Source organism: Nostoc flagelliforme FACHB-838, assembly GCF_014698065.1.
Classification (GTDB): domain Bacteria; phylum Cyanobacteriota; class Cyanobacteriia; order Cyanobacteriales; family Nostocaceae; genus Nostoc; species Nostoc flagelliforme_B.
Map to the genome: position 1 here is coordinate 100,574 of NZ_JACJSI010000007.1, position 22,703 is coordinate 123,276.

18 protein-coding genes and 2 pseudogenes are annotated in these 22,703 nt (G+C 39.7%); 10 read left to right on the plus strand and 10 right to left on the minus strand.

Annotation, left to right across the window (positions count from 1 at the left end):
* Positions 1-62: 62 nt before the first annotated feature.
* The gene (locus H6G97_RS05845) at positions 63-629 is read right to left on the minus strand and encodes a PadR family transcriptional regulator (protein WP_190939748.1); all 567 of its coding nucleotides are present in this window, start codon (positions 627-629) and stop codon (positions 63-65) included.
* Between the two features lie 302 nt (positions 630-931).
* On the opposite strand from H6G97_RS05845, the gene H6G97_RS05850 reads away from it, so the two are divergent.
* Complete coding sequence (locus H6G97_RS05850; protein ID WP_190939749.1) at positions 932-1,345, plus strand: hypothetical protein; 414 nt, start codon at positions 932-934, stop codon at positions 1,343-1,345.
* 303 nt (positions 1,346-1,648) lie between these two features.
* Complete coding sequence (locus H6G97_RS05855) at positions 1,649-2,530, plus strand: carbohydrate ABC transporter permease (RefSeq protein ID WP_190939750.1); 882 nt, start codon at positions 1,649-1,651, stop codon at positions 2,528-2,530.
* A 118-nt stretch (positions 2,531-2,648) separates the two neighbouring features.
* On the opposite strand, the gene H6G97_RS05860 is transcribed toward H6G97_RS05855, so the two are convergent.
* Entirely contained in the window at positions 2,649-3,218 is a 570-nt protein-coding gene (locus H6G97_RS05860) for a thermonuclease family protein (RefSeq protein ID WP_190939751.1), read from the minus strand.
* A gap of 173 nt (positions 3,219-3,391) precedes the next feature.
* Between H6G97_RS05860 and H6G97_RS05865 the strand changes: the two genes are divergently transcribed.
* A complete protein-coding gene (locus tag H6G97_RS05865) occupies positions 3,392-4,138 on the plus strand; it encodes a ferritin-like domain-containing protein (protein ID WP_190939752.1) in 747 nt (248 codons plus the stop codon).
* Between the two features lie 86 nt (positions 4,139-4,224).
* Positions 4,225-4,572, plus strand: a complete 348-nt coding sequence (locus H6G97_RS05870; RefSeq protein ID WP_109008692.1) for a winged helix-turn-helix transcriptional regulator — start codon at positions 4,225-4,227, stop codon at positions 4,570-4,572.
* A 71-nt stretch (positions 4,573-4,643) separates the two neighbouring features.
* Here H6G97_RS05870 and H6G97_RS05875 read toward each other — a convergent pair whose 3' ends face one another.
* From H6G97_RS05875 to H6G97_RS55865, 5 genes and pseudogenes are all read right to left on the minus strand, one after another.
* Positions 4,644-5,036: a salt stress protein, Slr1339 family gene (locus H6G97_RS05875; protein ID WP_190939753.1), complete on the minus strand. Its 393-nt coding sequence runs from the start codon at positions 5,034-5,036 to the stop codon at positions 4,644-4,646.
* Positions 5,037-5,204: 168 nt separating this feature from the next.
* Positions 5,205-5,810: a vWA domain-containing protein gene (locus H6G97_RS05880; RefSeq protein WP_190939754.1), complete on the minus strand. Its 606-nt coding sequence runs from the start codon at positions 5,808-5,810 to the stop codon at positions 5,205-5,207.
* 56 nt (positions 5,811-5,866) lie between these two features.
* The gene (locus H6G97_RS05885; protein WP_190939755.1) at positions 5,867-6,472 is read right to left on the minus strand and encodes a vWA domain-containing protein; all 606 of its coding nucleotides are present in this window, start codon (positions 6,470-6,472) and stop codon (positions 5,867-5,869) included.
* Between the two features lie 259 nt (positions 6,473-6,731).
* Positions 6,732-6,983 (minus strand): annotated as a pseudogene (locus tag H6G97_RS05890) (ABC transporter); the annotation flags it as partial.
* Positions 6,984-7,148: 165 nt separating this feature from the next.
* Positions 7,149-7,618 (minus strand): annotated as a pseudogene (locus H6G97_RS55865) (transposase); the annotation flags it as partial.
* Positions 7,619-7,950: 332 nt separating this feature from the next.
* Here H6G97_RS55865 and H6G97_RS05900 point away from each other — a divergent pair.
* Together H6G97_RS05900 and H6G97_RS05905 are read left to right on the plus strand one after the other, a co-directional pair.
* A complete protein-coding gene (locus tag H6G97_RS05900) occupies positions 7,951-14,133 on the plus strand; it encodes a DUF4347 domain-containing protein (RefSeq protein ID WP_190939756.1) in 6,183 nt (2,060 codons plus the stop codon).
* A 482-nt stretch (positions 14,134-14,615) separates the two neighbouring features.
* Positions 14,616-16,706 (plus strand): DHH family phosphoesterase, encoded by a 2,091-nt coding sequence (locus H6G97_RS05905; protein ID WP_190939757.1) that lies wholly within the window; start codon positions 14,616-14,618, stop codon positions 16,704-16,706.
* Positions 16,707-16,838: 132 nt separating this feature from the next.
* On the opposite strand, the gene psb30 is transcribed toward H6G97_RS05905, so the two are convergent.
* Entirely contained in the window at positions 16,839-16,982 is a 144-nt protein-coding gene (gene psb30 / locus H6G97_RS05910) for a photosystem II reaction center protein Ycf12/Psb30 (RefSeq protein ID WP_190939758.1), read from the minus strand.
* A gap of 232 nt (positions 16,983-17,214) precedes the next feature.
* Here psb30 and H6G97_RS05915 point away from each other — a divergent pair, with 232 nt between their 5' ends.
* From H6G97_RS05915 to H6G97_RS05925, 3 genes are all read left to right on the plus strand, one after another.
* Complete coding sequence (locus tag H6G97_RS05915; RefSeq protein WP_190939759.1) at positions 17,215-17,565, plus strand: YkgJ family cysteine cluster protein; 351 nt, start codon at positions 17,215-17,217, stop codon at positions 17,563-17,565.
* A gap of 101 nt (positions 17,566-17,666) precedes the next feature.
* Entirely contained in the window at positions 17,667-18,098 is a 432-nt protein-coding gene (locus tag H6G97_RS05920; protein WP_190939760.1) for a TMEM165/GDT1 family protein, read from the plus strand.
* Between the two features lie 71 nt (positions 18,099-18,169).
* Positions 18,170-18,472, plus strand: coding sequence for a TMEM165/GDT1 family protein (locus H6G97_RS05925; protein ID WP_190939761.1), 303 nt, complete (start codon positions 18,170-18,172; stop codon positions 18,470-18,472).
* A gap of 82 nt (positions 18,473-18,554) precedes the next feature.
* Here the strand turns inward: H6G97_RS05925 and H6G97_RS05930 are convergent, their stop codons facing one another.
* Positions 18,555-19,481 (minus strand): cobalamin-binding protein, encoded by a 927-nt coding sequence (locus H6G97_RS05930; protein ID WP_190939762.1) that lies wholly within the window; start codon positions 19,479-19,481, stop codon positions 18,555-18,557.
* 496 nt (positions 19,482-19,977) lie between these two features.
* On the opposite strand from H6G97_RS05930, the gene H6G97_RS05935 reads away from it, so the two are divergent.
* Positions 19,978-22,170, plus strand: coding sequence for a hybrid sensor histidine kinase/response regulator (locus tag H6G97_RS05935; protein ID WP_190939763.1), 2,193 nt, complete (start codon positions 19,978-19,980; stop codon positions 22,168-22,170).
* A 56-nt stretch (positions 22,171-22,226) separates the two neighbouring features.
* Here the strand turns inward: H6G97_RS05935 and H6G97_RS05940 are convergent, their stop codons facing one another.
* Complete coding sequence (locus tag H6G97_RS05940; protein WP_190939764.1) at positions 22,227-22,673, minus strand: GNAT family N-acetyltransferase; 447 nt, start codon at positions 22,671-22,673, stop codon at positions 22,227-22,229.
* Positions 22,674-22,703: the final 30 nt, after the last annotated feature.

Consider the following 22,703-nt stretch of genomic DNA (forward strand, 5'->3'; position numbering starts at 1 on the left):
AAGACGAAAAATAACCGAATAATTACGAATTGTCATAACAAGAGCTTGAGTGCTGGGGAGTGTCAAAGAATCTGGTAATGTGATGGATATGGCTTTTGACGACTGATAACATCGATCGCTGTCTTCAACCAATCAATATAAGTCTCTTCTCTTCGGATCACCAACTCCAGCACAAGCCTTTGCATCACCTGCTCACGGTTGGCAGATTCATCACCGAGTGATGGCAAATCGATGGTTTCACATTCAGCAAGCTTTTTGCTTCGAGCCGCCAATTGTTGCTCCAGTAAATGAATGATGGTTTCATTTGCTAACTGATCTGCAAAATGCAACTGGACTAGCATTGGTTCTCGTACAGTCGGTAAGGGCTGATGAATCCCTAGCCATCGGGCGAATTCAGCTTTTCCAGACTGCGTTACACTGTAGACTTTCCGGTTGGGGCGATCGTGCTGAATCTCAATGGTACAGGTAATCCAGCCCTGCTCAACTAGCTTATCGAGAGTTCTGTAAATTTGTGCTTGATCTGCTGGCCACAAATGGGCAATGCATTGATCAAAGCAGCTCGTTTTCAGGTCGTAGCCGGTCATTTCTTGCTGCTGAAGAAGACCTAGAATTACATACGCTAACGACATTAAGACGGTTTTCCCATAATTGATATTTTCTCGATAGGTTCTACACTATGTACTTCTTATAATTTTATGTTAATATAAGATTAATCTAATATAAGATATAACAATTATAAAAATATTATGTTTATCATAATCTTTCTTAGCAAGCAAACCAAATACATAAAAAACTCCATCCCTTGTAGATCGAGTTCTTGGGTATGGTAAATGGGGCATTGGGAATGGGGAAGAGTTAGCAATTCCCGATGCCCAATATCTAAAAATTATTTAAGCCATTGAAGACTATTGTAACGAGAGGATGGATAACATTGACTTCTAACATACTTCTACAAAGAATACGTCAACATCAATATCTGCGTGATTTACGAAATAAATTACTCCACCTTCACAAGATGTTGCTGGAGACAGAACGCATTGCCTACGAACAGATTAGTGGACGAGTATCAAGCGGAGAACTCCTTCAGCTCGTCATCGCTCATGAACAATTTGCTTGGCTACATCGCATTTCTGAAGTAGTTGTGCAAGTTGATGAAATGCTCGAAGCAGATGAACCGATATTGATGGATGATTTCCAAAAGTTAATTGATGATGTCCGCACGCTTATTGTACCGTTAGAGACGGGTAATACCTTCGAGAGAAAATATTACAACGCTCTCCAGCGCGAACCTGGGGCTGTGTTGGCACATGCGGAGATATCCAGATTTCTCATGTCTAAGGTTTAAAGATGAGGAATTTGTGAGCGATCGCTCATCAAAGCTACCATTAGACATCCGCAGAAATTAATGCTCTTAAATTAAAGAGTTTAAGACCCTACGTCTACACGTAGTAGGGGCGCACATCTGTGCGCCCCTATTGGAATGTTGATAAATGTTTGTCACAATTGTTGCTTCCACACATAACTTTTTAAAGGTAATTCCTAGTTTTAAAGGGGCGATTTGCTGGTATACATCGCTAATGCCGGGAGAAACTAAGCTAAGGGTAGAATCAGGGCGGAAGGTCATAACAGCTAAGAGGGAAAATTATAGATGCAAAAAAAATATTCTAAATCATGGTTGGATAATGATACAGTAGCTGCCTGGATTTTTCTCACACCAGCACTAATTTTACTAGGCGTTTTTATCATTTGGCCGATCGCCTATTTGTTCTACCTCAGTTTCACCGGCGGTAGTTTTACTTTAAAAGGTACTTATTGGATAGGCTTAAAAAACTATTGGCGCTTGCTACTCGACCCCGACTTTTGGCAAGTTCTGGGTAACACCTTTTATTTTACTGTTGCCACCATCATTCCCAGTTTAGTTATCTCTTTGGGATTGGCAGTGTTATTAAACCGCTCCATTCCCTTGCGGGGCATCTTGCGAAGTGCCTATTTTCTGCCTTCAATTATCTCACTTGTGGCAGCCGGTTTGGGATTTCGCTGGCTGTTTCAAACATCAGGCCCAGTTAACGGACTTTTAGATTTTTTTGGCATTCCAAACATACCCTGGCTAGGAGACACATTTTGGGCAATGCCAGTAATTATTTTAATGAGTATTTGGAAACAACTGGGTTTCAATATGGTAGTTTTTTTAGCAGGGTTGCAAGCAATTCCTCCCAGTCGTTATGAAGCAGCAGATTTAGATGGAGCAAATGCTTGGCAACAATTTTGGTATATTACTCTCCCTGGATTGCGCCCGACTGTGATATTTGCAGTCATCACTACCGCGATTTTTACATTGCGGAGTTTTGAGCAAGTTTTTGTGATGACTGGCGGTGGGCCACTAAATTCGACTAATTTGCTGGTTTACTACATTTACCAAGAGGCTTTTGGTCAATTTGATTTTGGTTATGCCGCCGCCGCCGCGACGGTGTTACTAGCAGTGACGGTAGTATTGGTTTATTTGCAACTGCAAACTTGGGGAGAGGAGTAGAGGGGGCAGGGGAGGCCGGGGGAGCAAGGGAGGCAGAGGAGAATTTTGGAGCTGAATCACCGTGTAAATATGCAATGCTAAAAAATTTAGTGCATTCAGTTAGAAACAGCTAAAGTTTTTACTTTTTTTTATATAGGCTGCGATATTCCCAAGGATTCACAAATTTAGCATCGCTCCAAACACCAAGCCGTTGTTCCTTGGCTTTAGCTTCGGCTTGTTGAACTAAATCTTTACTAGGACACTTGTTTAAATAGGGACGATACACTTTTGCTAAACCTTCTTGCAACAATACCTGTTGTACAAAAGTGCCATTTTTTAAACGGACTTCGGCAATTTTGCGTCCATACCGATCGCTATCGGTGATATTCAAAGTCACGCGATCGCCTCCTTGTTGTACCAGTTGTTGTACCCGTTCTTGAGCTTTCACACCCCAAGTAAATTGGTTGCGATCGCTAGTGCGTTTCCTCTGCTTTTCTTTATTAGAATGAGCGATTTCTGGTGCATCTACACAAGCAAAACGCACGGTAGTATTTTTGCCACTGGTATCTTTCACTACTAAAGTATCACCATCACTAACTCGCTCAACTGGTTCTCCAGAAGTAGCAATAAAGCGGTCGCAGCCTATCAAACCTAAAATCAGGATAGTTGCACAAAGCCAAAATCGCACTGATTTAGTTAATTTCTCCATCCAAAGTTACCAAATTACCTGGGATGATAGTAGCAAAATGCAAAGATATATTTGTTAACCTTTGATATACTGCCACAGGCAATTCCAAATGATAAGAGCCTCTGGCGGCAAACTATAGAAAATGCAGATTAGTATAAGAATTGTAACCTTCCAATTGTCGGCGGGAATTTCTGATGAACTTCTTGACTCACGTTCTGCATTTAGCTGGTTCAGGTGCTTTTGCCTATTACTCTGCTGCTCAAATTCGTGATTCTAAAACCCGCCCTAACATCCTTGCGGGGTTTCAGTTGGCGGAATCTGGCTCTGTGCCGTTTTTATCTGCACTTAGCGATCGCGCAGCTGCTGAAGGCGATACATGGCTAGCCGAAAAGCTAGCAAAACATGCATCAGATGAAACTAGGCATGGTAAAATTTTTGCCCACGCCTTACAACAGTTGAATAAACAAGTTATAGATTTCAAGGCTCAACCCCAAACTACATCTACAAAAAAATCACAGCCGCGTAGTCCCTTTTTCGCAGCATTCTTTGAAGGCTACACCCAAGAACAGCTAAAACCAGCTGTCATTGACTGGGATGTATTTATGGCTAGCACATACATTCTGGAGTTAGATGCTAGTAAAGACTTTGCGCGAATGGCGAAAGCATTACCTGATAACGAGTCAACCGCTCGTAACTTGAAGTTAGGAATGCTTTGTATTGCCCAAGATGAAACTGGACATGCTGCTTATCTCTACGAAGCAATGATGCGACGGATGTCTGCGACTGAAGTGCAAAAACTCGTAGATATGTGGCGAACCCGCAAGGTAAACGCCTTGTTGGCAATGGTTGGCGGTATTCTCCAGCGTAATGGTGAAACGCGATCGCTAGTCCAAGATAGTGCGCCCTCGGAAATCGATTCTGAGTTGGTAGCTACGTCATAATTAAAAATTGAATTGAGAACATTCAACATTTAGCTTAAAAGGCAGGAGGTCTGTCTCTTGCCTTTTTCAAATTCGCAAAACTAACTATGAAAGCTGAAGCAGAAAATAATCGCAGGCTGACTTGTGAAGTAGAAACTACCTTAAAGGTAATTGGCGGACGCTGGAAAGTTTTGATTATTAGAGAATTAATGACTGGCGTAAAACGGTTTGGTGAGTTGCAACGAGCTTTGCCTGGAGTTACGCAAAAGATGCTTACCCAGCAACTCAGAGAGATGGAGGAAGACGGTATTATTCATCGAGAAGTTTATCCCCAAATTCCGCCCAAGGTGGAATATTCTCTGACGCCTTTAGGAGAAACTTTACAACCAATTCTCTATGCTATGCATGAATGGGCTGTGCAACGGTTAGCTTTAAAAAATCACCATCAGTATTAAGCATGGTTAATAAATAACAATTGCTAACTTTTAATTTTAGCTAGCAAGATTTCTCCGAATTACGAATTACTTTATTCGTTGTTTTTTAAATATTCAATCGCTGCCTCTAATTTTGAGGGGTAACTTTCAGCAAACCTTTCAAACCAAAGTCCTTCGGAAGAAAGTGGATCTACTTTGGCTAACCATTCTTTTGCGTCCACTTTCAAAGCCTCTAATTGTTCGGCTTTAAGTTGTTCTTGTCGAATTTTTTCCTGTTCTAATTCTTGTTGTCTTTTTAATTCAATAGCAGCATCCTCTTCGGCAAAATCAGCCTGAACTTCTGCCAAAAGCTTATCCATGAAAGATGCCGATTTTGGCGATGATGAAATAAACGATTTGGCTGTGCCTGATTTTGGCTGCTGTTGTGGTTGTACTTCTTTGTATTCAGTTTGGAGTTCAGCTAGTAGCTTATCAATGGAATCCATTTTGGCAATTCCTAATAAATGGTATAGCACCGCAAGCGGAAGTCAAAAGTTAACATTGAACGAAGTCGTTCGCGTAGCGTCTCGCAGAGAAGTGTCAAAAGTCAAAAATTTTGTATATCAGGGCTTTTGCAAGTTTTAAAATGGTAGCTTGATTTACGCCGAACAGTACTAGTCGTTAATGGCATTTAGTAGCACTTCCGATAGACTCAAATCTTCCATATCTTCCATAGTAACGGTGTCACAAATATCAAACTTAGCACCAGCACTTTGGAGTTCATCGTCTAAGACTTTGAGAAAGCGGGTAGCTTGTGGATCTGTACCGACTTGAATAAAAGAAATAGCTAATTCTTCATCTCGATCAATGCGGCGAGAAGCTTCAATAATTACCTTCATTACTGCTTTGCGATCGTCCGGTTCACCATCAGTAACCACTAAAATTGTTTCACCATTTGGCTTGGTTTGACTGGCTGCTTTGCGTTGAAGGTAATCATCAGTTGCATGTTTTAATACACCTGCTAAGTCAGTTGTACCAGAGGGGTCATTTTCTTGGAAAATTTGCGCTACCTTGCTGGATGTCACATTTTCGTATCGCTTAAATTTACCAGAAAATACATAAATAGTGATGCCGTCTGGGTCAAATTGCTCACACTTACTAGCTAAAGCTAAAGTAGATTCCTGTGCTACAACCCATCTAGTTCTACCACCCTTTTGATCTTTGGTTGCCATGCTGCCGCTTTTGTCGATAATCAAGGTGTAATCACGATTTTCTAGCATTATTCAATTCTCCAATTAAGAGTTAAGAGTTACTGGACTATGGTCGAATCAATACATTAGTCAGTGATTGCGTTCGTCAATACATCTACAAGGCTCATTTCTTCTAAGTCGTCTAAAGTGACGGTATCGCAAATATCAAATTTAGCGCCGACACCTTGCAACTGGTCATCTAAAGCTTTGAGAAACTTAGTTGCTTGGGGATCTGAACCCACTTGAATGATCGAAATTCCTAATTCTTCATCACGTTCCATCTGGCGAGTAGCATGAATGATTACTTCAAATACAGCTTTGCGATCGTCTGGTTCACCATCGGTAATGACTAAAATTGTCTCGCCGTTTGGCTTGCTTTTACCGGCTGCTTTGCGTTGAAAATAGTTATTGAGGGCATCCTGGAGTACAGCAGCTAAATTTGTTGTTCCAGAAGGGTCATTTTCGAGAAATATCTGGGCTACTTTGGCTGAGGTGACATCATCGTAGCGTTTAAATCTACCGGAAAATAAGTAAACGGTGATGCCATCAGGGTCAAACTGTTCGGCCTTTCTTGCTAAAGCGAGTGTAGACTCTTGGGCAATTTCCCATCTACTTCTACCACCCACTTGGTCGGGTGTAGACATACTACCGCTTTTGTCAATGATTAATGTGTAGTCGCGATCGCTCATCATAATTTTCCTCTAATTGTTACCCTGTGGTTCTAGTCTAGCTATGAATTTGACGATACCGTAAGTATTTTTAGGTTTCGTATCAATTGATTATGCTACTCATTTGCTACTTAAAACGGCTATGCTTTACCTAGTTTTTGCGCTAATATCCGAAATACTGCGTTCCCTTTTAGGGTTGCCGAAGGCATCGCCATCCATTAGTGGCTGGCTTTCGCAGTAGCCTTTCATCTTCTCGGCTACCAGATATGGTTAAGGGCAAGTATTAATGAATCCCAGACTGTACGCGCCACAGAAGAGCATAGATACCATCAAGTGCAAGTAAATCCTCGTGCTTACCCTGCTCCACAATATCGATCACATAAATACAATGACTATGACGAATTTTAGAAAGACGATGAGCGATCGCAATTGTCGTCCGATCTTGGGTAATCATCGCTAGGGATTTCTGGATAGCCGCTTCCGTTTCATTATCCACCGCAGAGGTAGCCTCATCCAGAATCATAACTGGCGGGTGACAAGGTATTTATAAAGGTCATCAATGATAGCATGAGCCGCAAGCAAATTTCCACCTCGCCAAGTCATGTAATCTATGAAGTAAACATGATTTTGTTGAACGGCTCGAAGCTTTTTCCAAAGAGGGTTTTGCTTGAGTTTATTAAGAAACTTTTGAGAATCAGCTTTTCGGTTTAAAAATTTGAAAAATTAATGGATAAGTAATCCCATCTACTACACCATAAGCATTAACTAACACTATTTCATTTCCGGTTTTGCCTAAATTCCCTACATACTGACGAGTTACATAGTCTGTAGATTTTCCCTTTTTCTTATCTCCTGTTTCGTCAATACACAAAATCATTTCTCTTTCTCTAATAAACATTTTTGTTAGCCATAACCTCATTTCTCGCACCGCCTTGACATCCCACTGTGCATCTCTGGTAAAAATGATGTAGTGACTGACCGTTTGTTTTTAAGTCCTACTATTTTGGCTATCTCCGGCAAAGATTTCTGTAAGATTTTTGATAGCATTCCCAAGTGTAAAAACTTGAATGCATCAAAATATCTCACATCCTCAAATAATGAATAATAGTGTTGACAATAGTTATCTATGAAGGCAACTGTGCTTACTGCCTGTCTACGTGGCGTAACCATCCTTATTACTTACTGTTTCTGGTTTTCTTCCTGATTATACTTTCCTCGTAGTAACAAAAGAGGGTTTAAATTGCATTTAAGAGTAATTACTGAGGTTGATCCTATGTAAAGTACTTAGAATAACAAAGTACAACAAGTTTAAAAGGGTGCAAAGATTAATTCTCTAATATAGTGTTCACTTGGTAAGGATAACGAGCGAGAGTGATTAACTTACAGTTATTTGATAACTCCTTACCATATCAACAGTTTGCAATTGAAGATAACTATTCAAGCACTAATTAACTGAACTTTTAGATTTTATTTATTAATAGCAAAAAATAACGAGCAAAAGTATGAAATCTAACCAGCCCTTATTTTTCCAAGCTTCTTTTCTAGAAAATAGCTCTATTTTAGTATTCATTGACTCACAAGTACAAGATTATCAAGACCTTAGAAATGGTATAAAAGCAGGTGCAGAAATCTATATTTTGCATCCAGAAGTTGATGGAGTCGAGCAAATTACACAAACTTTGTCTCAGCACCAGTATGTTGAGAGTATACATATCATCTCACACGGAGCGCCGGGAACACTTTATTTAGGGAATGCGGAACTAAGCCTAGAAACTTTAGGACATTACACCCAAGAACTTCAAACTTGGTTCAATTCAACTTCTAACTACCACACTCCTGCACTTATTCTTTATGGTTGTAATGTTGGTGCGGATGCCGGAACTCAGTTTTTAGAGAAACTGCACAACATTAGTCAAGCTACTATATACGCTTCTAGTACTGCTGTTGGTAACTCAAACTTAGGTAGTAACTGGGATTTAGATGTTCGCTACGGCAAAGATATTTCACATTTTCCTGGTTTAACATTTCAACCTGAAGTGTTAGTAACTTATGCTGGAGTATTTGGAACGGGTGGCGATAAATATTACACCTATTATGATTCAAAAGAAGGCACTAAAGGAACGGTTGCTTTTACAGATATCAGTTCTACTGGCATCTTCCAGAGTACAATAGCTAGAGACCAGCAAACTCAAACTCCGATTACTCTGCCTTTTGCCTTTAATTTCTACGGCAATAATTTCAATCAAATAATTATTGGTGAAAATGGAGGGATTTCATTTAATGGAAACGCTCAATTTAGGAATAACGCTATTATTCCATCTACTAGTTCTGGCGTACCAGTAAATAGCATTTTCCCTTTTTGGGATGATTTAGATGCACAAATAACTGCTACTGACCGCACAGGAAAAATTTACACAAAATCAGAATCTAATCGTTTTATTGTACAGTGGACTAACTTCAAAGCTGAAAATAATAATAATATAACCTTTCAAGTTGTATTATACAAAGACAGCAATAATATTGATTTTATTTATTCAACGGCAACACCAAATGATGGAAGTACTGCCAGCATTGGTTTAAACAAGGGTACATTAGAAGATAGCAAACCACTTGGTGTAGCATATTCAGTCAATGCATCTACCCTTAATGGTGTTAGTTCTATCCGTTTTTTAACTGAACCTCAATTAAAAGTCAATACTCTAGCAGTGAAAGAAGGGGAGACAATCACTCTCTCTTCTAGTAACTTTAATGCGACAGATGTTGATAATAGCATTGACCTTAGTAAAATTACATATACCATTAGCAATCTTCAAAATGGTGAATTTCGGCTAAATGGTATCCCTAAAACTACATTTACCCAGCAAGATATCAACAGCGGAGTAGTTCAATTTGTTCACAATGGTAGTGAAAATGCTCCATCTTTTAATATAACTCTTAGCGATGGCTACAACACTTCTAGTCAAAAAACTCCGACTATTAGCTTTACTAACATTAATAATAATCCTGAGCTAAAAGATACAATTTCTTCTGTTATTTTAAACGAAAATGCACTTAATATTGCTGCATCTATTATAAATAGCAACATTACTCTTACGGATGTAGATTCCTCTGACTTTAATGCAGGTAATCTCACAGTTAACTATAGCAGTGGTAGTGGAGCAGAAGACCAACTTTCAGTTAATAGTGGTAATGGTATTACTTTAAGTAGTGGGAATGTTAGCTATAACGGAACTGTTTTCGGCAATATTGACACTACTAATAATGGTGTTAGTGGCAAAGGCTTAGTTATTAGATTTACTAACGTTAATGCTACTTTATCTGCTGTTAAAGCTTTGATTCAAAATCTTACCTATCAAAATATTTCTAATACACCTAACCCTAGCCGCACTATTTCGATTATAGTCAATGATGGTGATGGTGGAACTAGCACTGCTGTATCTAAAGTTATTAATGTTACTGCCGAAAATGATGCACCCGTGAACACTGTTCCAGGAACGCAAACTATCAATGAAGATGAAATTCTAACATTTACAGCAGCCAATTTGATATCGATAAGTGACCCAGATGCTGGTAATAATCCTATTAAAGTCACGCTTGTAGCGAGCAAAGGTACTCTTAGCCTCAATGGTATTAGCGGGTTAGATTTTTCTGGTGGTGCAGGGGATGGTACTGATGATGCTACGCTTGAATTTAAAGGCATTATCACAGATATTAATAAAGCCTTAAATGGCATGAACTTTAAGCCAATTGCTAACTCTAATGGCCCTGCTTCAGTTCGTATATTAACAGATGACTTAGGCAATAGTGGTGCTAGTCTTACTACTCCCAGCGACAAGACTATTAGCATTAATATCAATGCCATTAATGATGCACCTGTAAATACCGTACCAAGTGTGCAAACTGTCAAGGAAGATACTAATTTAATATTTAACAGCGCTAATAATAATCTAATTCGAGTTGATGATGTAGATGTAAATGAGAATCCTACAGGAGTTCTACAAGTCACCCTCTCTGTAGAGAAAGGGTTTTTAACTCTAGCCTCAATAACTGGCATTACTTTTGCTTCTGGTAATAGCAATATTAACCCTAGTATAACTTTTAGCGGAAAGCTAGCTGATATTAATAATGCTCTCAATGGTTTGATTTATCGTGACAACATAAATGTAAATGGTGCCGATACGCTCAAAATTATTACAGATGACTTAGGTAATGTTGGTGATGGTGGTAATAAGAAAGATGAAAAATTAATCAACATTAATATAGATGCTGTTAACGATCCTCCTGTTAATACAGTACCTGGTTCCCAAAGCGTTGAAGAGGATAAAGATTTAATCTTCAGCACAGCTAATGGTAAGGCAATTACTATCAGCGATGTTGATGTTAATGAAGGTACTGGAAAATTAGAAGTTACTTTATCTGTAACTAAGGGTACTTTAACACTAGCAGACACTACAGGCATAGATTTTATACCAGATAGTAGCAACGGTAAACCTAGTATTTCTTTTACAGGAACACAGAGTGCAATTAATAAAGCACTAGACGGTTTAGCTTATCGAGGAAATTTAAACTACAACGGCACTGATACCTTAAGTATTGTTACTAGCGACTTAGGAAACAAAGGTGAAGGAAATATTCTTCAAGATGCGAGTAAAACAGTACAAATTAATATTACTGCTGTTAATGATGCCCCAGTCAATACATTCCCTGGGCCACAAAACATAGAGGAAGACAAGGATTTAGTCTTTAAGAGTAGCACTCAAAATGCAATTAGCGTCAGCGATATTGATTTTGCAGTAAATGCAAACGAGATCCAAGTAATCCTTTCTGTCACACAAGGAAAACTAACTTTAGGACAAACAACAGGACTAACTCTTCAACAAGGCAATGACAGTAAATCAATTATCTTAAAGGGTACACAAACAAATATTAATAACGCTTTAGAAGGTTTAACTTATCGAGGAAATCAAGATTTTAATGGTGACGATATCCTAAAAATTCTCACTAGTGACTTGGGTAATACTGGTTCTCCTGGAGAACTGAAGAAAGAAGATACTGTCCAAATAAAAGTTACAGCTATCAATGATGCTCCTGAAATTACTATTCCTGTTAATCAGAAAATAGACGAAGATACAGATTTAGCTTTAAATGGTATTAACTCTATTCAAGTTAAAGATGTAGATGCAGCCGAAAGTACTGATGAAGTCGAAGTTAAGCTTTCGGTTACTAAGGGGACTTTAACTTTAAAAGATTTAACTCGTCTAACTTTGGATGCCACCAATGGTAATGGTAAATCGAATGTCATCTTCCGAGGTAAAATCGCCGATGTTAACATTGCCCTTAATAGTCTTGTTTATCGCGGCAACCTCAACGCGAACGGCATCGATATATTAACAATTACTACTAGTGACTTAGGAAATACTGGAACTGGTGGCATTTTAACTGATACGAAAAAGGAAGAAATTACTATCACTCCAGTTAATGACGCTCCTATAAATAACATACCTCAGAACCAAAAGGTTGACGAAAATAAAACGTTAATTTTCAGCGCTCAAAAAGGTAACGCTATCAGCATCAGTGATGTAGATGTTAATGAAGGAACAGGTGAGGTTGAAGTAACACTCGCTGTTAGCAAAGGTGTTTTGACTTTAGAGCAGGTTGCCGGAATAACTTTCAAAGCTGGAGATGGTAAATCTAACGCGACAATGACTTTGATAGGAAAAGTAGCAGATATCAACAAAGCTTTAGAAGGAATTGTTTATCAAGGTAATAAAAATTATAGTGGTCAGGATAGTTTAACCATTACCACTAGTGACTTAAGCAACTTTGGTACGGATATCCTAATCGATACAGATATAATTAGTATTAGTGTTATTCCTGACACCGATAATGACGGTGTTAGTAATTCCGTTGAAGAAGAAGTTGCTCTTGAAATTGCCAAACAGAACCCTACTGATAGTAATTTCAAAAGTTTGAGCCAAAAAGCTGCTTCTGACCCAGGAGTAGTTGCCCTATTTGGTCAAGATGGCACCAAAAAACCAATAATCATAGCGATTAACGAACAAGACCAAAAACAACTTGGTGGAACTTCTCAAACACTAGCTTTAGTAATTAATATAGCGACTCAACGCTTTAATGATGCTGTACCAGACTCTATCACTGCTTTTGATAGCAAAGACCTCAAAAAATCATCTCTAACAAAATTGGTGTCTGCGTTAGATGTCATCAATTTTGAAGTGATGTCTAACCCGGTAATTAGTGAGGATACTTTACAGCAAAAAATTAAAGAGGGCATTAAACAAAAACCTGTGAGGGTAGAGATTAAACTACCTGATGGACCTGATGATTTACCTGTAAATACTATTCTAATTCGTAAATCTGACGGCACCCTTTATGATTTCCGCCGACTATTTAATCCGAATCGCGGAGAGTCCGATGATGATGCACTAACAGGCGCAGTACTCCAAGACCGAAACCTTGATGGCAAAGCTGACTGGGCTGTAGTTTATCTTCAAGATGGCAAATGGGGTGACGAAGATGATCTTGTTAATGCTAAAATTGCTAATTCTTTGGTTGCCGCTAACTGGGATTTAGGAGCCAGCCGTATGAAGGTTCGTCCAATTCAGGATGGATTAAACTTTTACGGCAACCGTAGCTATGTTCAATTTACTCTTGATCGTTTTTCTGGACTTGAAGCTTCGGAAGTTGGAATGGCACGCGTTCGCTTCGATTCGGATGGGCAAATTATTGAGGTAAACGGCAAATCTGTCAAATCGACCGAAGAAGCCAAACAAACTATTATTCAACGCGGTGAAACCCTTTTTAGTAGCTTAAGCAATAAAAATCGCAACCCAGATATTGGCATTCAGACTCGCACTGTTGCTTTTGAAGAAGGAGAACAAGCAGTCTTTTTTGTAATTCAAAACGGAACGAAAGACGAATTACTATTTAAAGGTCTGAATTCCAATTCTGTGCAGTTTTCGCTTCCCACACTTAATAATGGTGGAGCAATAATGACTGCCAGCAGTGACAAATTTGGGCAAACAGCCAAGTTATCACTAGCCGGGTTGTTCAATCTTAGTGCAAAGTTTTTGACTGCCGAAGAAGCACGCTCTCAATTAGGATTATTAGCAATAAGTCAAAGTCAAGCACAATCAAATACCATTGATGAATTAATTGATCTCAAATCTTCTGCCGCTTTTGATGGCAAACAAGTGAAATTAAATTTATCACTTCAAAGAGAAGCTGCAAATAACAACTCTGCTTACTTATACCGAGTTGATGATGCTAAAGGCTCAATTCGAGACCCACTTACTGGTATGTTACTTGACCCAACATCTGGTTTGAGCGTTGAACAAAAGCAGCGTTATCTGGAACTAATAACAACAGACCGCCTAGTTCAAGGCACAGAGATACAAGCATCTAATCTTCAGACTCAAGAAATTTCTGTTAATTTAACAGGTGGTGAATACTACCTACCATTCTTAGTTTCTGATGGTACCCTTTCGAGCATTAATAAAGATTTCAGTCGTATCCTCACATCACATTTAGGTATCAATAGTGATGGTGTAGACCATATTGGCAGCTTGGGTAATAACAAATTTGGTTTCGAGGACTTAGTTGGTGGTGGTGATCGCGATTATAATGACATGATTTTATCGATTCGGCAAGTGCAAATTATTGGTTAATTAATTCATTAAGCCCACATTATGCAGGTTGGTTATACCCATCGGTGAGAAGTTTAGACAAAGCGCATTTTGCTAACCAGTTAAAATACTCAAAATAACCTAAATAAAAATGATAATCATGCGCGAGGTAGGGGATCATTATTCAGCAAATTCTCAACACATCCCAGTTTCCATCAGTTAGTTTTACGCTAAAAGTGTTGATAACCCTTTTCATAATGAGAATTGCTGTACAGAACCAAATACATCTCTCATTTTTGGGAGCGAAAAGGGTTTATCACTATAAGCAATTGTCCCCAAACCTAACTTTGGCACACTGCGGCTGCAACTCCGTCCGACTTAGCGCTTTCCAGGCGATCGCTCGTTATGTATTATGGATGATGGTAGGATAAACGTGTTTTAGATAGCAAATAATGTTATTAGTTATGAGTTAAGAAACAATTTTCAATTCAACACTCATAACTGAAAACTCCTAACTTTATACTGTGTTAGACCGACCTGCATCTGAACTATCCAAGCCTTGCAAGCGTTTACCCGATCAGCGCTGGCAGATTTACCCACAAAAACCAGAATTTGCTCAAAAATTGGCGGTTTTGACAAATATTTCACCCATTGTCAGCCAGCTGTTGATTAATCGGGGTATGGAAACACCAGAACAGGTACAAGCATTTTTAAATCCAGAGTCCTTAGTTTTGCCTTCGCCATTAGAAGATTTCCCAGATTTGGCGATTAGTTTGGAGTTGTTGCAAAATGCGATCGCCTCTCAAACAAAAATTGCTATTTGTGGTGACTACGATGCTGATGGAATGACTAGCACTGCTCTACTTTTGCGTAGTCTCCGCACTTTAGGCGCACAAGTAGATTATGCTATTCCCAGCCGGATGCACGAAGGCTACGGTATTAATAAACGCATCGTTGAAGAGTTTCACAGCGAGGGTGTGGGATTAATTCTGACTGTAGATAATGGCATCTCTGCGTTTGAACCAGTTGCTAGGGCTAGAGAACTTGGTATTGCAGTGATTATCACCGATCACCACGACATTCCCCAAAAATTACCACCAGCTAACGCTATCCTCAACCCCAAACTAATAGCTGAATCCTCACCTTATCGGGGTGTTGCTGGTGTTGGTGTTGCCTACATTTTGGCAGTGTCTCTAGCACAACAGCTAGGGGAGACTAAGGGCTTGATTCAGCCGATGCTAGCACTGTTTACACTGGGAACGATCGCAGATTTAGCCCCCTTAACTGGTGTGAATCGCCGTTGGGTGAAACGCGGTTTACAGCATTTACCTAAATCCAACTTAGCTGGGGTACAGGCGTTAATTCAGGTAGGCGGTGTGCAGGCGAGGGGTGAGGGAGCAGGGGAGCAGGGGAGCAGGGGAGCAGGGGAGAAAATCCCCAATCCCAAATCCCTCAAACCTGAAGATATCGGTTTTCGCCTGGGGCCGCGAATTAATGCTATTGGTCGGATTGGTAATCCCCAGACTGTGATTGAATTGCTGACTACGGATGATATGGGAGTGGCGCTGGAACTCGCAATGCAGTGCGAACAAGTCAACGCCTCTCGCCAGGAGATGTGTCAGCAAATTGAACAAGAAGCGATCGCTTATGTGGAGACGGAATTTGTGGCATCTCTACAGCAGGATCGTGTATTAATTGTTGTTCAACCCAATTGGCATCATGGCGTTATTGGTATTGTCGCCTCCCGATTGGTAGAACGCTACGGCGTTCCCGTGTTCATCGGTACTTATGAGGATGAGGCACATATACGCGGTTCAGCACGCTCAATTCCAGAGTTTCATGTATTTGAAGCTTTGGAATATTGTCACGATTTACTAGGCAAATTTGGTGGACACAAAGCAGCCGGAGGATTCTCTCTACTAGCAGAGAATTTAGAGATGGTGCGATCGCGTTTGATTGAGTTTGCTAACCAATGTCTTGAACCGCAGCATCTCAAGCCTCTACTCAAAATTGATGCCGAAGTTAACCTCAATCACATCAATCAGCAGCTTTATCAACAGCTTAATACTCTACACCCCTGCGGTATGGACAACCCCGATCCAGTTTTCTGGACACCGAATGTTCAAGTGGTTGAGCAAAAAATCGTTGGCAAGGGCCATATTAAATTGACAATCGCTCAAACTGTTGATAATCAGGAATACAAAATCAAAGCGATCGCCTGGCGTTGGGGTGACTATTTTCGCTTACCACCGCGAGTGGATGTCGCTTACAAACTGCGAGAAAATTATTTTAACGGTAACATCACCATTGAGCTGGAGTTAATAGGTGTTAGATTGCCAATTCAGCTTCAACAATTTTTTGTTTCGCCACCTACCCCGTCAATTACCACCTTTGAGTACAATCAGAGACAGTATACTTGTGGTTTCTATAAAAATGGCATTGAAGCAGAATTAAGAATTAAAAATACTGAAGGCAAGGTTTTAGCCATGCAGCCAGGAAATCTGATTGGTTTACTGGGCACTAATCGTCAAAATGCCAAAGAAGTTGATATCTCTCAGCCACACTATGACAGTATTATTCAAGCTGCGCTTCGGGCGTTATCAGTTAAAAGTTAGGAATTCTTAATTAACTTATCACTTATGATTGTAAAACTGTGAGTGCTGATTTATGAGTTATGAGTTATGAGTTGAGAATAAAATTTAATTCCTCACTCCTCACTCCTAACTCTTAATCAGCACTCATAAATCTTATAAGTTGCCGTTGCGAAATGCCAGCAAAAAGATTACCGCTGGCCCAGCAATGACGATTAGCGCCACGGAAAGTAATTGGAAAATAACTTCCCAATTGATGCTGGTAAAAGCGTTAAACAAGTCAGAGACAGCGTCAAACATTTTTCCTTTTCTCCTCTCGATTGCTTTAAAAAATTCAATAACTTAATTACAAAACCCGCAATCGATCATATCTGGCTATGGACTGTTAGATTTAATTTACTTAACAAAATTATAAGAAAAGACATAAAAACGTAAAATAGGGGCATAGGGCAATAATCAATAGTTCTTCTTACCTTACTTCCCCTGCTCCCTCATCTCCCCAATCCTCAAATCCCCAATCCCCCAACCGAAAATGTCAACTTGGCAATGTGTAAAGCAATGTGGAGCCTGCTGTAATCTTGATCCAGCAGAACGTCCAGATTTGGATGAGTATCTCTCACCGCCAGAACTAGAACTCTACCTCAGCATGGTAGGCGAAGGCGGATGGTGCGTTAACTTCGACCATACTACGCGAGAATGCCGCATCTACTCAGAGCGTCCTCGCTTCTGCCGTGTCGAATCAGAAGTGTTTCAAGATATGTATGGAGTTGAACCAGAAGAAGTTAATGATTTTGCTATCGACTGCTGTCGCCAGCAAATAGAGGCAGTATATGGCGATCGCAGTCTGGAAATACTACGCTTCAATCAAGCTGTTGGGCTGTGACATTCCCAGTCCTCGTTTTAGTATCTAGAATTGCAATTTATTACAACAATCTGAGAATATGATAGAAATATGAAAACAACCTCGCAACCAAACTATTGCCTGTGAAACTTGATTCTGCTTCTTTGGGCATTTCTGGCATATCTCAGACTGAGATCGAGCTAGAACTGAAAGACAGCAACGATTTTAACTTAGCTCCTGCGATCACTCCATCAGTTCAGCCTGTAGTTGCCGATAGTCCTCAAAAGCAGCAATCAGCGCTAGTAGTTTTTGGTACAACTTTTGTAACTATTTTTCTGGCAGAAATTGGAGATAAAACTCAGCTATCCACCCTATTAATGAGTGCAGAATCTCATTCGCCTTGGGTGGTGTTTATCGGATCGGCGGCGGCGCTGATAACCACCAGCTTATTAGGCGTACTTTTAGGTAGTTGGATAGCCAACCGACTCAGCCCAAAAACTGTAGAAAAATCAGCAGGTATGATGTTGTTGGTGATTTCCCTAATGCTGTTTTGGGATGTATTTACTAGTCATTAGTCATTCTCCCCCTGCCTCCCCTGCCTCCCCTGCTTCCCCATCTCCTCCACTCCCCACTCCCCCTTAATAATATGGATTGGCATCTTTTAGGACTGAGCTTTATTACAGTTTTTTTATCAGAATTGGGTGACAAAAGTCAGCTAGCGGCGATCGCACTTTCAGGGCGTTGTAATTCTCCGCGTGCAGTATTTTTTGGTGCAGCAGGTGCATTGCTGTTGACAAGCCTGTTGGGATCATTGGCAGGGGGTGCAGTAGCTGAATTATTACCTACGCGCGTGTTAAAAGCGATCGCTGCTGTGGGATTTGCGATACTTGCTGCACGCCTTCTGTTATTTAAGAATGAGCCATCGGCAGATTCTGAACAAATACCTTAAACAAGAATCCAGGAATCAGAATTATTCTTTGTGGGCGATTAGAATCCGCCAATGTTTTAAACTAATAGTTCTGAATTCTTCTTTACATAGTTTCCCAACCAGTTCCTTTGTAGCCGTATTGAAAAATTTCTGGATGCAGAATTTCGGCCAAAATTTCTAGAGAATCTACCAGTCGGGGCCCTGGACGATTGAAGTAGGAATTGCCATCAGTGATGTAGACCCTACCAGTTTCCGTAGCGTGCAGTTTTTGCCACTCTGGACGTTGAGTTAACAAATTGGCTTCTTGGCGAGTACGATTTAAATCAAAGCCACAAGGCATAAAAACAATTACATCAGGATCAGTTGTTACTAGTGTTTCCCACGGCAAAATTGGAGAAGGCTGACCTGTAGTGCAAAATAGAGACTGTCCTCCTGCTAAGTTAACCAATTCAGGAATCCAATTCGCAGCAACCATCAAAGGATCAGTCCACTCGATACAAACGACAGTAGGCACTTCATTTAAAGAAAGTCCTTGGATTTTTTGCTGACAAATTTTGACGCGAGCTTCTAAATTTTCTAAGACTTTTAGTGAGTCTACACCAAATATATTGCTGACTCGCTCAATGTCAGTCCACACATCCTCGAGAATATTGGGTTGTAAAGAAATAATTTGGGGTTTACTGTCAATGAGTGTGGCAACTGCCTTTTCGACTTCGTGTAAACTGACAGCACAAACATCGCACTGGTCTTGAGTGAGAATGTGGGTAGGCTGCAACTGCTCTAAAACATCTGTTTTGATTTCATAAATACTAAGAGCAGATTGCAATAAATTGTTCACTTCATCGTTAATTTGGCTGCTGGAGGCATTAGAGTTTAAACGTGCTTGGGTACAAATGGGGCGATTTTGGATTTCTGGAGGGTAATCGCATTCGTGCGATCGCCCCACAATAGCATTAACCAACCCTAGCGTCGCTAAAATCTCTGTTCCACCGGGAATTAAAGAAACAATTCTCACATCACTTTCTGTCATCGCTCCACCTCCGTAAAAGCTGCCTTTACCTTAATTTTGGCAGAATTTGAGTCATTAGGTATCTTTCTCTAGGAGAATTAAGGGTGTTTTGCTAGTCACCACTAAGCAAGAAATTTTACTGGGCATTGGGGGCTGGGGACTAGGGATTAAAGATTAAGAATTAAGTATTAAGGACTAATAAAAATTTTCTCAGTCCCCAGACCTAAATTCAAAATATTATACTAATTAATAGTATCTTTAGTTCATAGTGGAATTACTTGAGAGTAAAACTATTTGAAATGCTAATTATCCCCTGGCAAAAACCATAAGTATGAAGTAACAAAAGTAATTAGTAAAATCTTGCTTGGAACGAGTTAGCCAGAATTATAAGATTTGATTAGAAAAATTATACTTTCCGGTTCTGAAAAACCATGTCTCGTAGTTGTAGTTATACAAAGGCAGTTCTACTTTTTGCGTATAGCTGTAAGGCAAAATTATTTCTTCTTGAGGGCAACTAATGCAGGTGGTTTCAGCTAGAGATATTACAGAGTACAACCCGACCCAAGATGCTTTAAAAAGCAGAGAAAATAGTCGGCGAAAACAAAGCCAGACGCTAGTACAGCTAGCAAGAAGCAAGACATTTCAGCAAGGTAATCTCAATGCGGCGTTGAGGGAAATCACAGAAACTACTGCTGGGACGCTCTTAGTAGAGCGAGTTGGCGTATGGTTATATAATGAAGAACGTTCCAAAATTGAATGCATAAATTTGTATGATGTGAGGACTAAAAAGCATACTTTTGGTAACTCGCTTTCAAAAACAGATTTTCCTGCTTATTTCCAGGCTTTACAAGAGGAACGTACCATTGCAGCAGATGATGCCGTAAATGATACTAGAACCCAAGAATTATCTGAATCTTATCTTTCAGTTATGGGCATTACGTCCCTATTGGATGCACCAATTTGGGTAGAGGGTCGTTTGGTAGGTGTAGTGTGTCACGAACACGTAGGCAAAGGTCGCCAATGGACTTTAGAAGAAGAGACTTTTGCTGGTTCGATTGCAGATTTTGTGACGCTGGCTATAGAAGCGAACGAGCGAAACGTCGTACAGGAAGCACTGCGACAGAGTGAAGCGCAATTCCGGGCGATTTTTGAGCGTTCCTCTATCGGCATTGGACTGATAGATATGAAAGCACAGATAGTCGATACGAATCTGGCACTATACGAGATTTTAGGATATCGCCGGGAAGAACTATACGGCAAGTGCTTTACCGATTACATTTCCACACAAAGGGGGGATTTAAAACTTTACAAACAACTAATTTCAGGAATCCGCACAGACTTAAAAACAACTTCGAGTGATGGGTTGCAACCCTCCAAACATCAGGAGCAGCTTGTCCAAAGACATCGTATTGAGATGGAAAGACGCTGCATACATCAAAATGGTAGCTTAATTTGGACTCATATTTCTGTTTCTGTTATACCAGGCAGCAATGGTGAACCTGAGTTTTTTCTAGCGATGATTGAGGACATTACTGAACGCAAGCAAACAGAGTTGAAACTGCGTGCTTCTCAAGAGGCAGCAGAAGCCGCTAATCAAGCAAAAAGTGAATTTTTAGCAACCATGAGCCATGAGTTGCGGACACCTCTCAATGCGATTATGGGTTTGTCGCAATTGCTGGAACAAGAAATAGTTGGCTCTCTCAATGAAAAGCAGAACGAATATGTAAATTCTATATATAGTAGTGGTGAACATCTGCTGACACTGATTAATGATATTCTTGATTTATCTAAGGTAGAAGCAGGGAAAGAGGAACTGTTACTCTTACCTTTAGCAGTGTCAGATTTATGTAATTATGCCATTTGGACAGTGCGCGATCGCGCCTTAGAAAAGGGATTGCAACTCACACATGAAATTGAGCAAGAAGCGGATATTTGCATTGCTGATGAACGGCGCATCAAGCAAATGTTACTTAATCTACTCACCAATGCCATTAAATTCACTTCCGTCGGTCAGGTATCGTTAGTAGTCAAAAAACTACCCCAAGGGATAACGTTTACAGTTTCAGATACTGGAATTGGTATAGACTCAAATCAGTTTCAATTTTTATTTGAACCATTTAAACAACTTGATAGTCGGTTAAATCGGCAGTACGAAGGCACTGGTTTGGGTTTAGCTTTAACACGCAAATTAGCGCGTTTGCACGGTGGAGATGTTACGGTGACATCGACTTTGGGAAAAGGTAGTCAGTTCACTCTGTTTTTACCAAATTTAGTGCAACCGGAAGATGAGAGAAATGAAGAAGAAAATTTTACCTTGTTCTCTTCTTCTCCAGTCATTTCCAAAAATAAAACCATTCTGCTTGTGGAAGGAAATCAAAATACTGCCACAGTATTGCAAGATTATCTTTACACAATTGGCTACCAAGTCAAATGGATAGATAATGGAAATGACTTTTTAAAACAGGCGCAAAACCTCCAACCAGATTTAGTTTTATTTGATTTCCAGTTAATCAAGGATGTTAAAATCTTGAATTTGCTGAATATCCTTAAACAAGAGCCTGATTGGGAAGATTTGCCAATTGTAATTATAACCTCTAGTGAACCTTTAGAAGAGGAAATTTCCCAGTTGACGGGTACTGTTAATGACTACCTCATTAAGCCATTTCGGATAGCGCAGCTAGAGTCGATACTGATGCGATATTTGAGTTAATTTTTCATAAAACTGCATTTTTTATAGCTAATTAATAAAAAACATACTATATATTTTTATTTTGACTGTGAGAACTTTTTCCTCATTGTCACATGGATAATGCTGGCTTCTTCAAATCTTTCTCCTTCTTCTAGAAAATCCAATTTTTTGTATAAATCTTTCACATATTCTTGAGCATGAATCACTACTTCTGGAATATTTTTGTTAGCTATCACTAGTAGGGCATTTTCCATAATCTTTTTACCAATACCCTTCCCTCTAGCTGTAGACAAAACAGCAAGCCTTTCTATTTTGGCAGTTTTATCATCTAAATATCTAATTCTAGTAGTACCCACAGCTTCCCCATTTAAATAAGCAATTAAATGATCGGATATTTCATCATTGCCATCAAATTCTAAAGCGGAATCTACACCTTGTTCTTCCTGAAAAACTGATATTCTAATTGCTTTAATGGCAGTAAAATCTTCAGGAAATTTAACAATTTTTATAGTTAAGTTAATCATAAATTAATACTATTTAGTTAAAGATTGTTG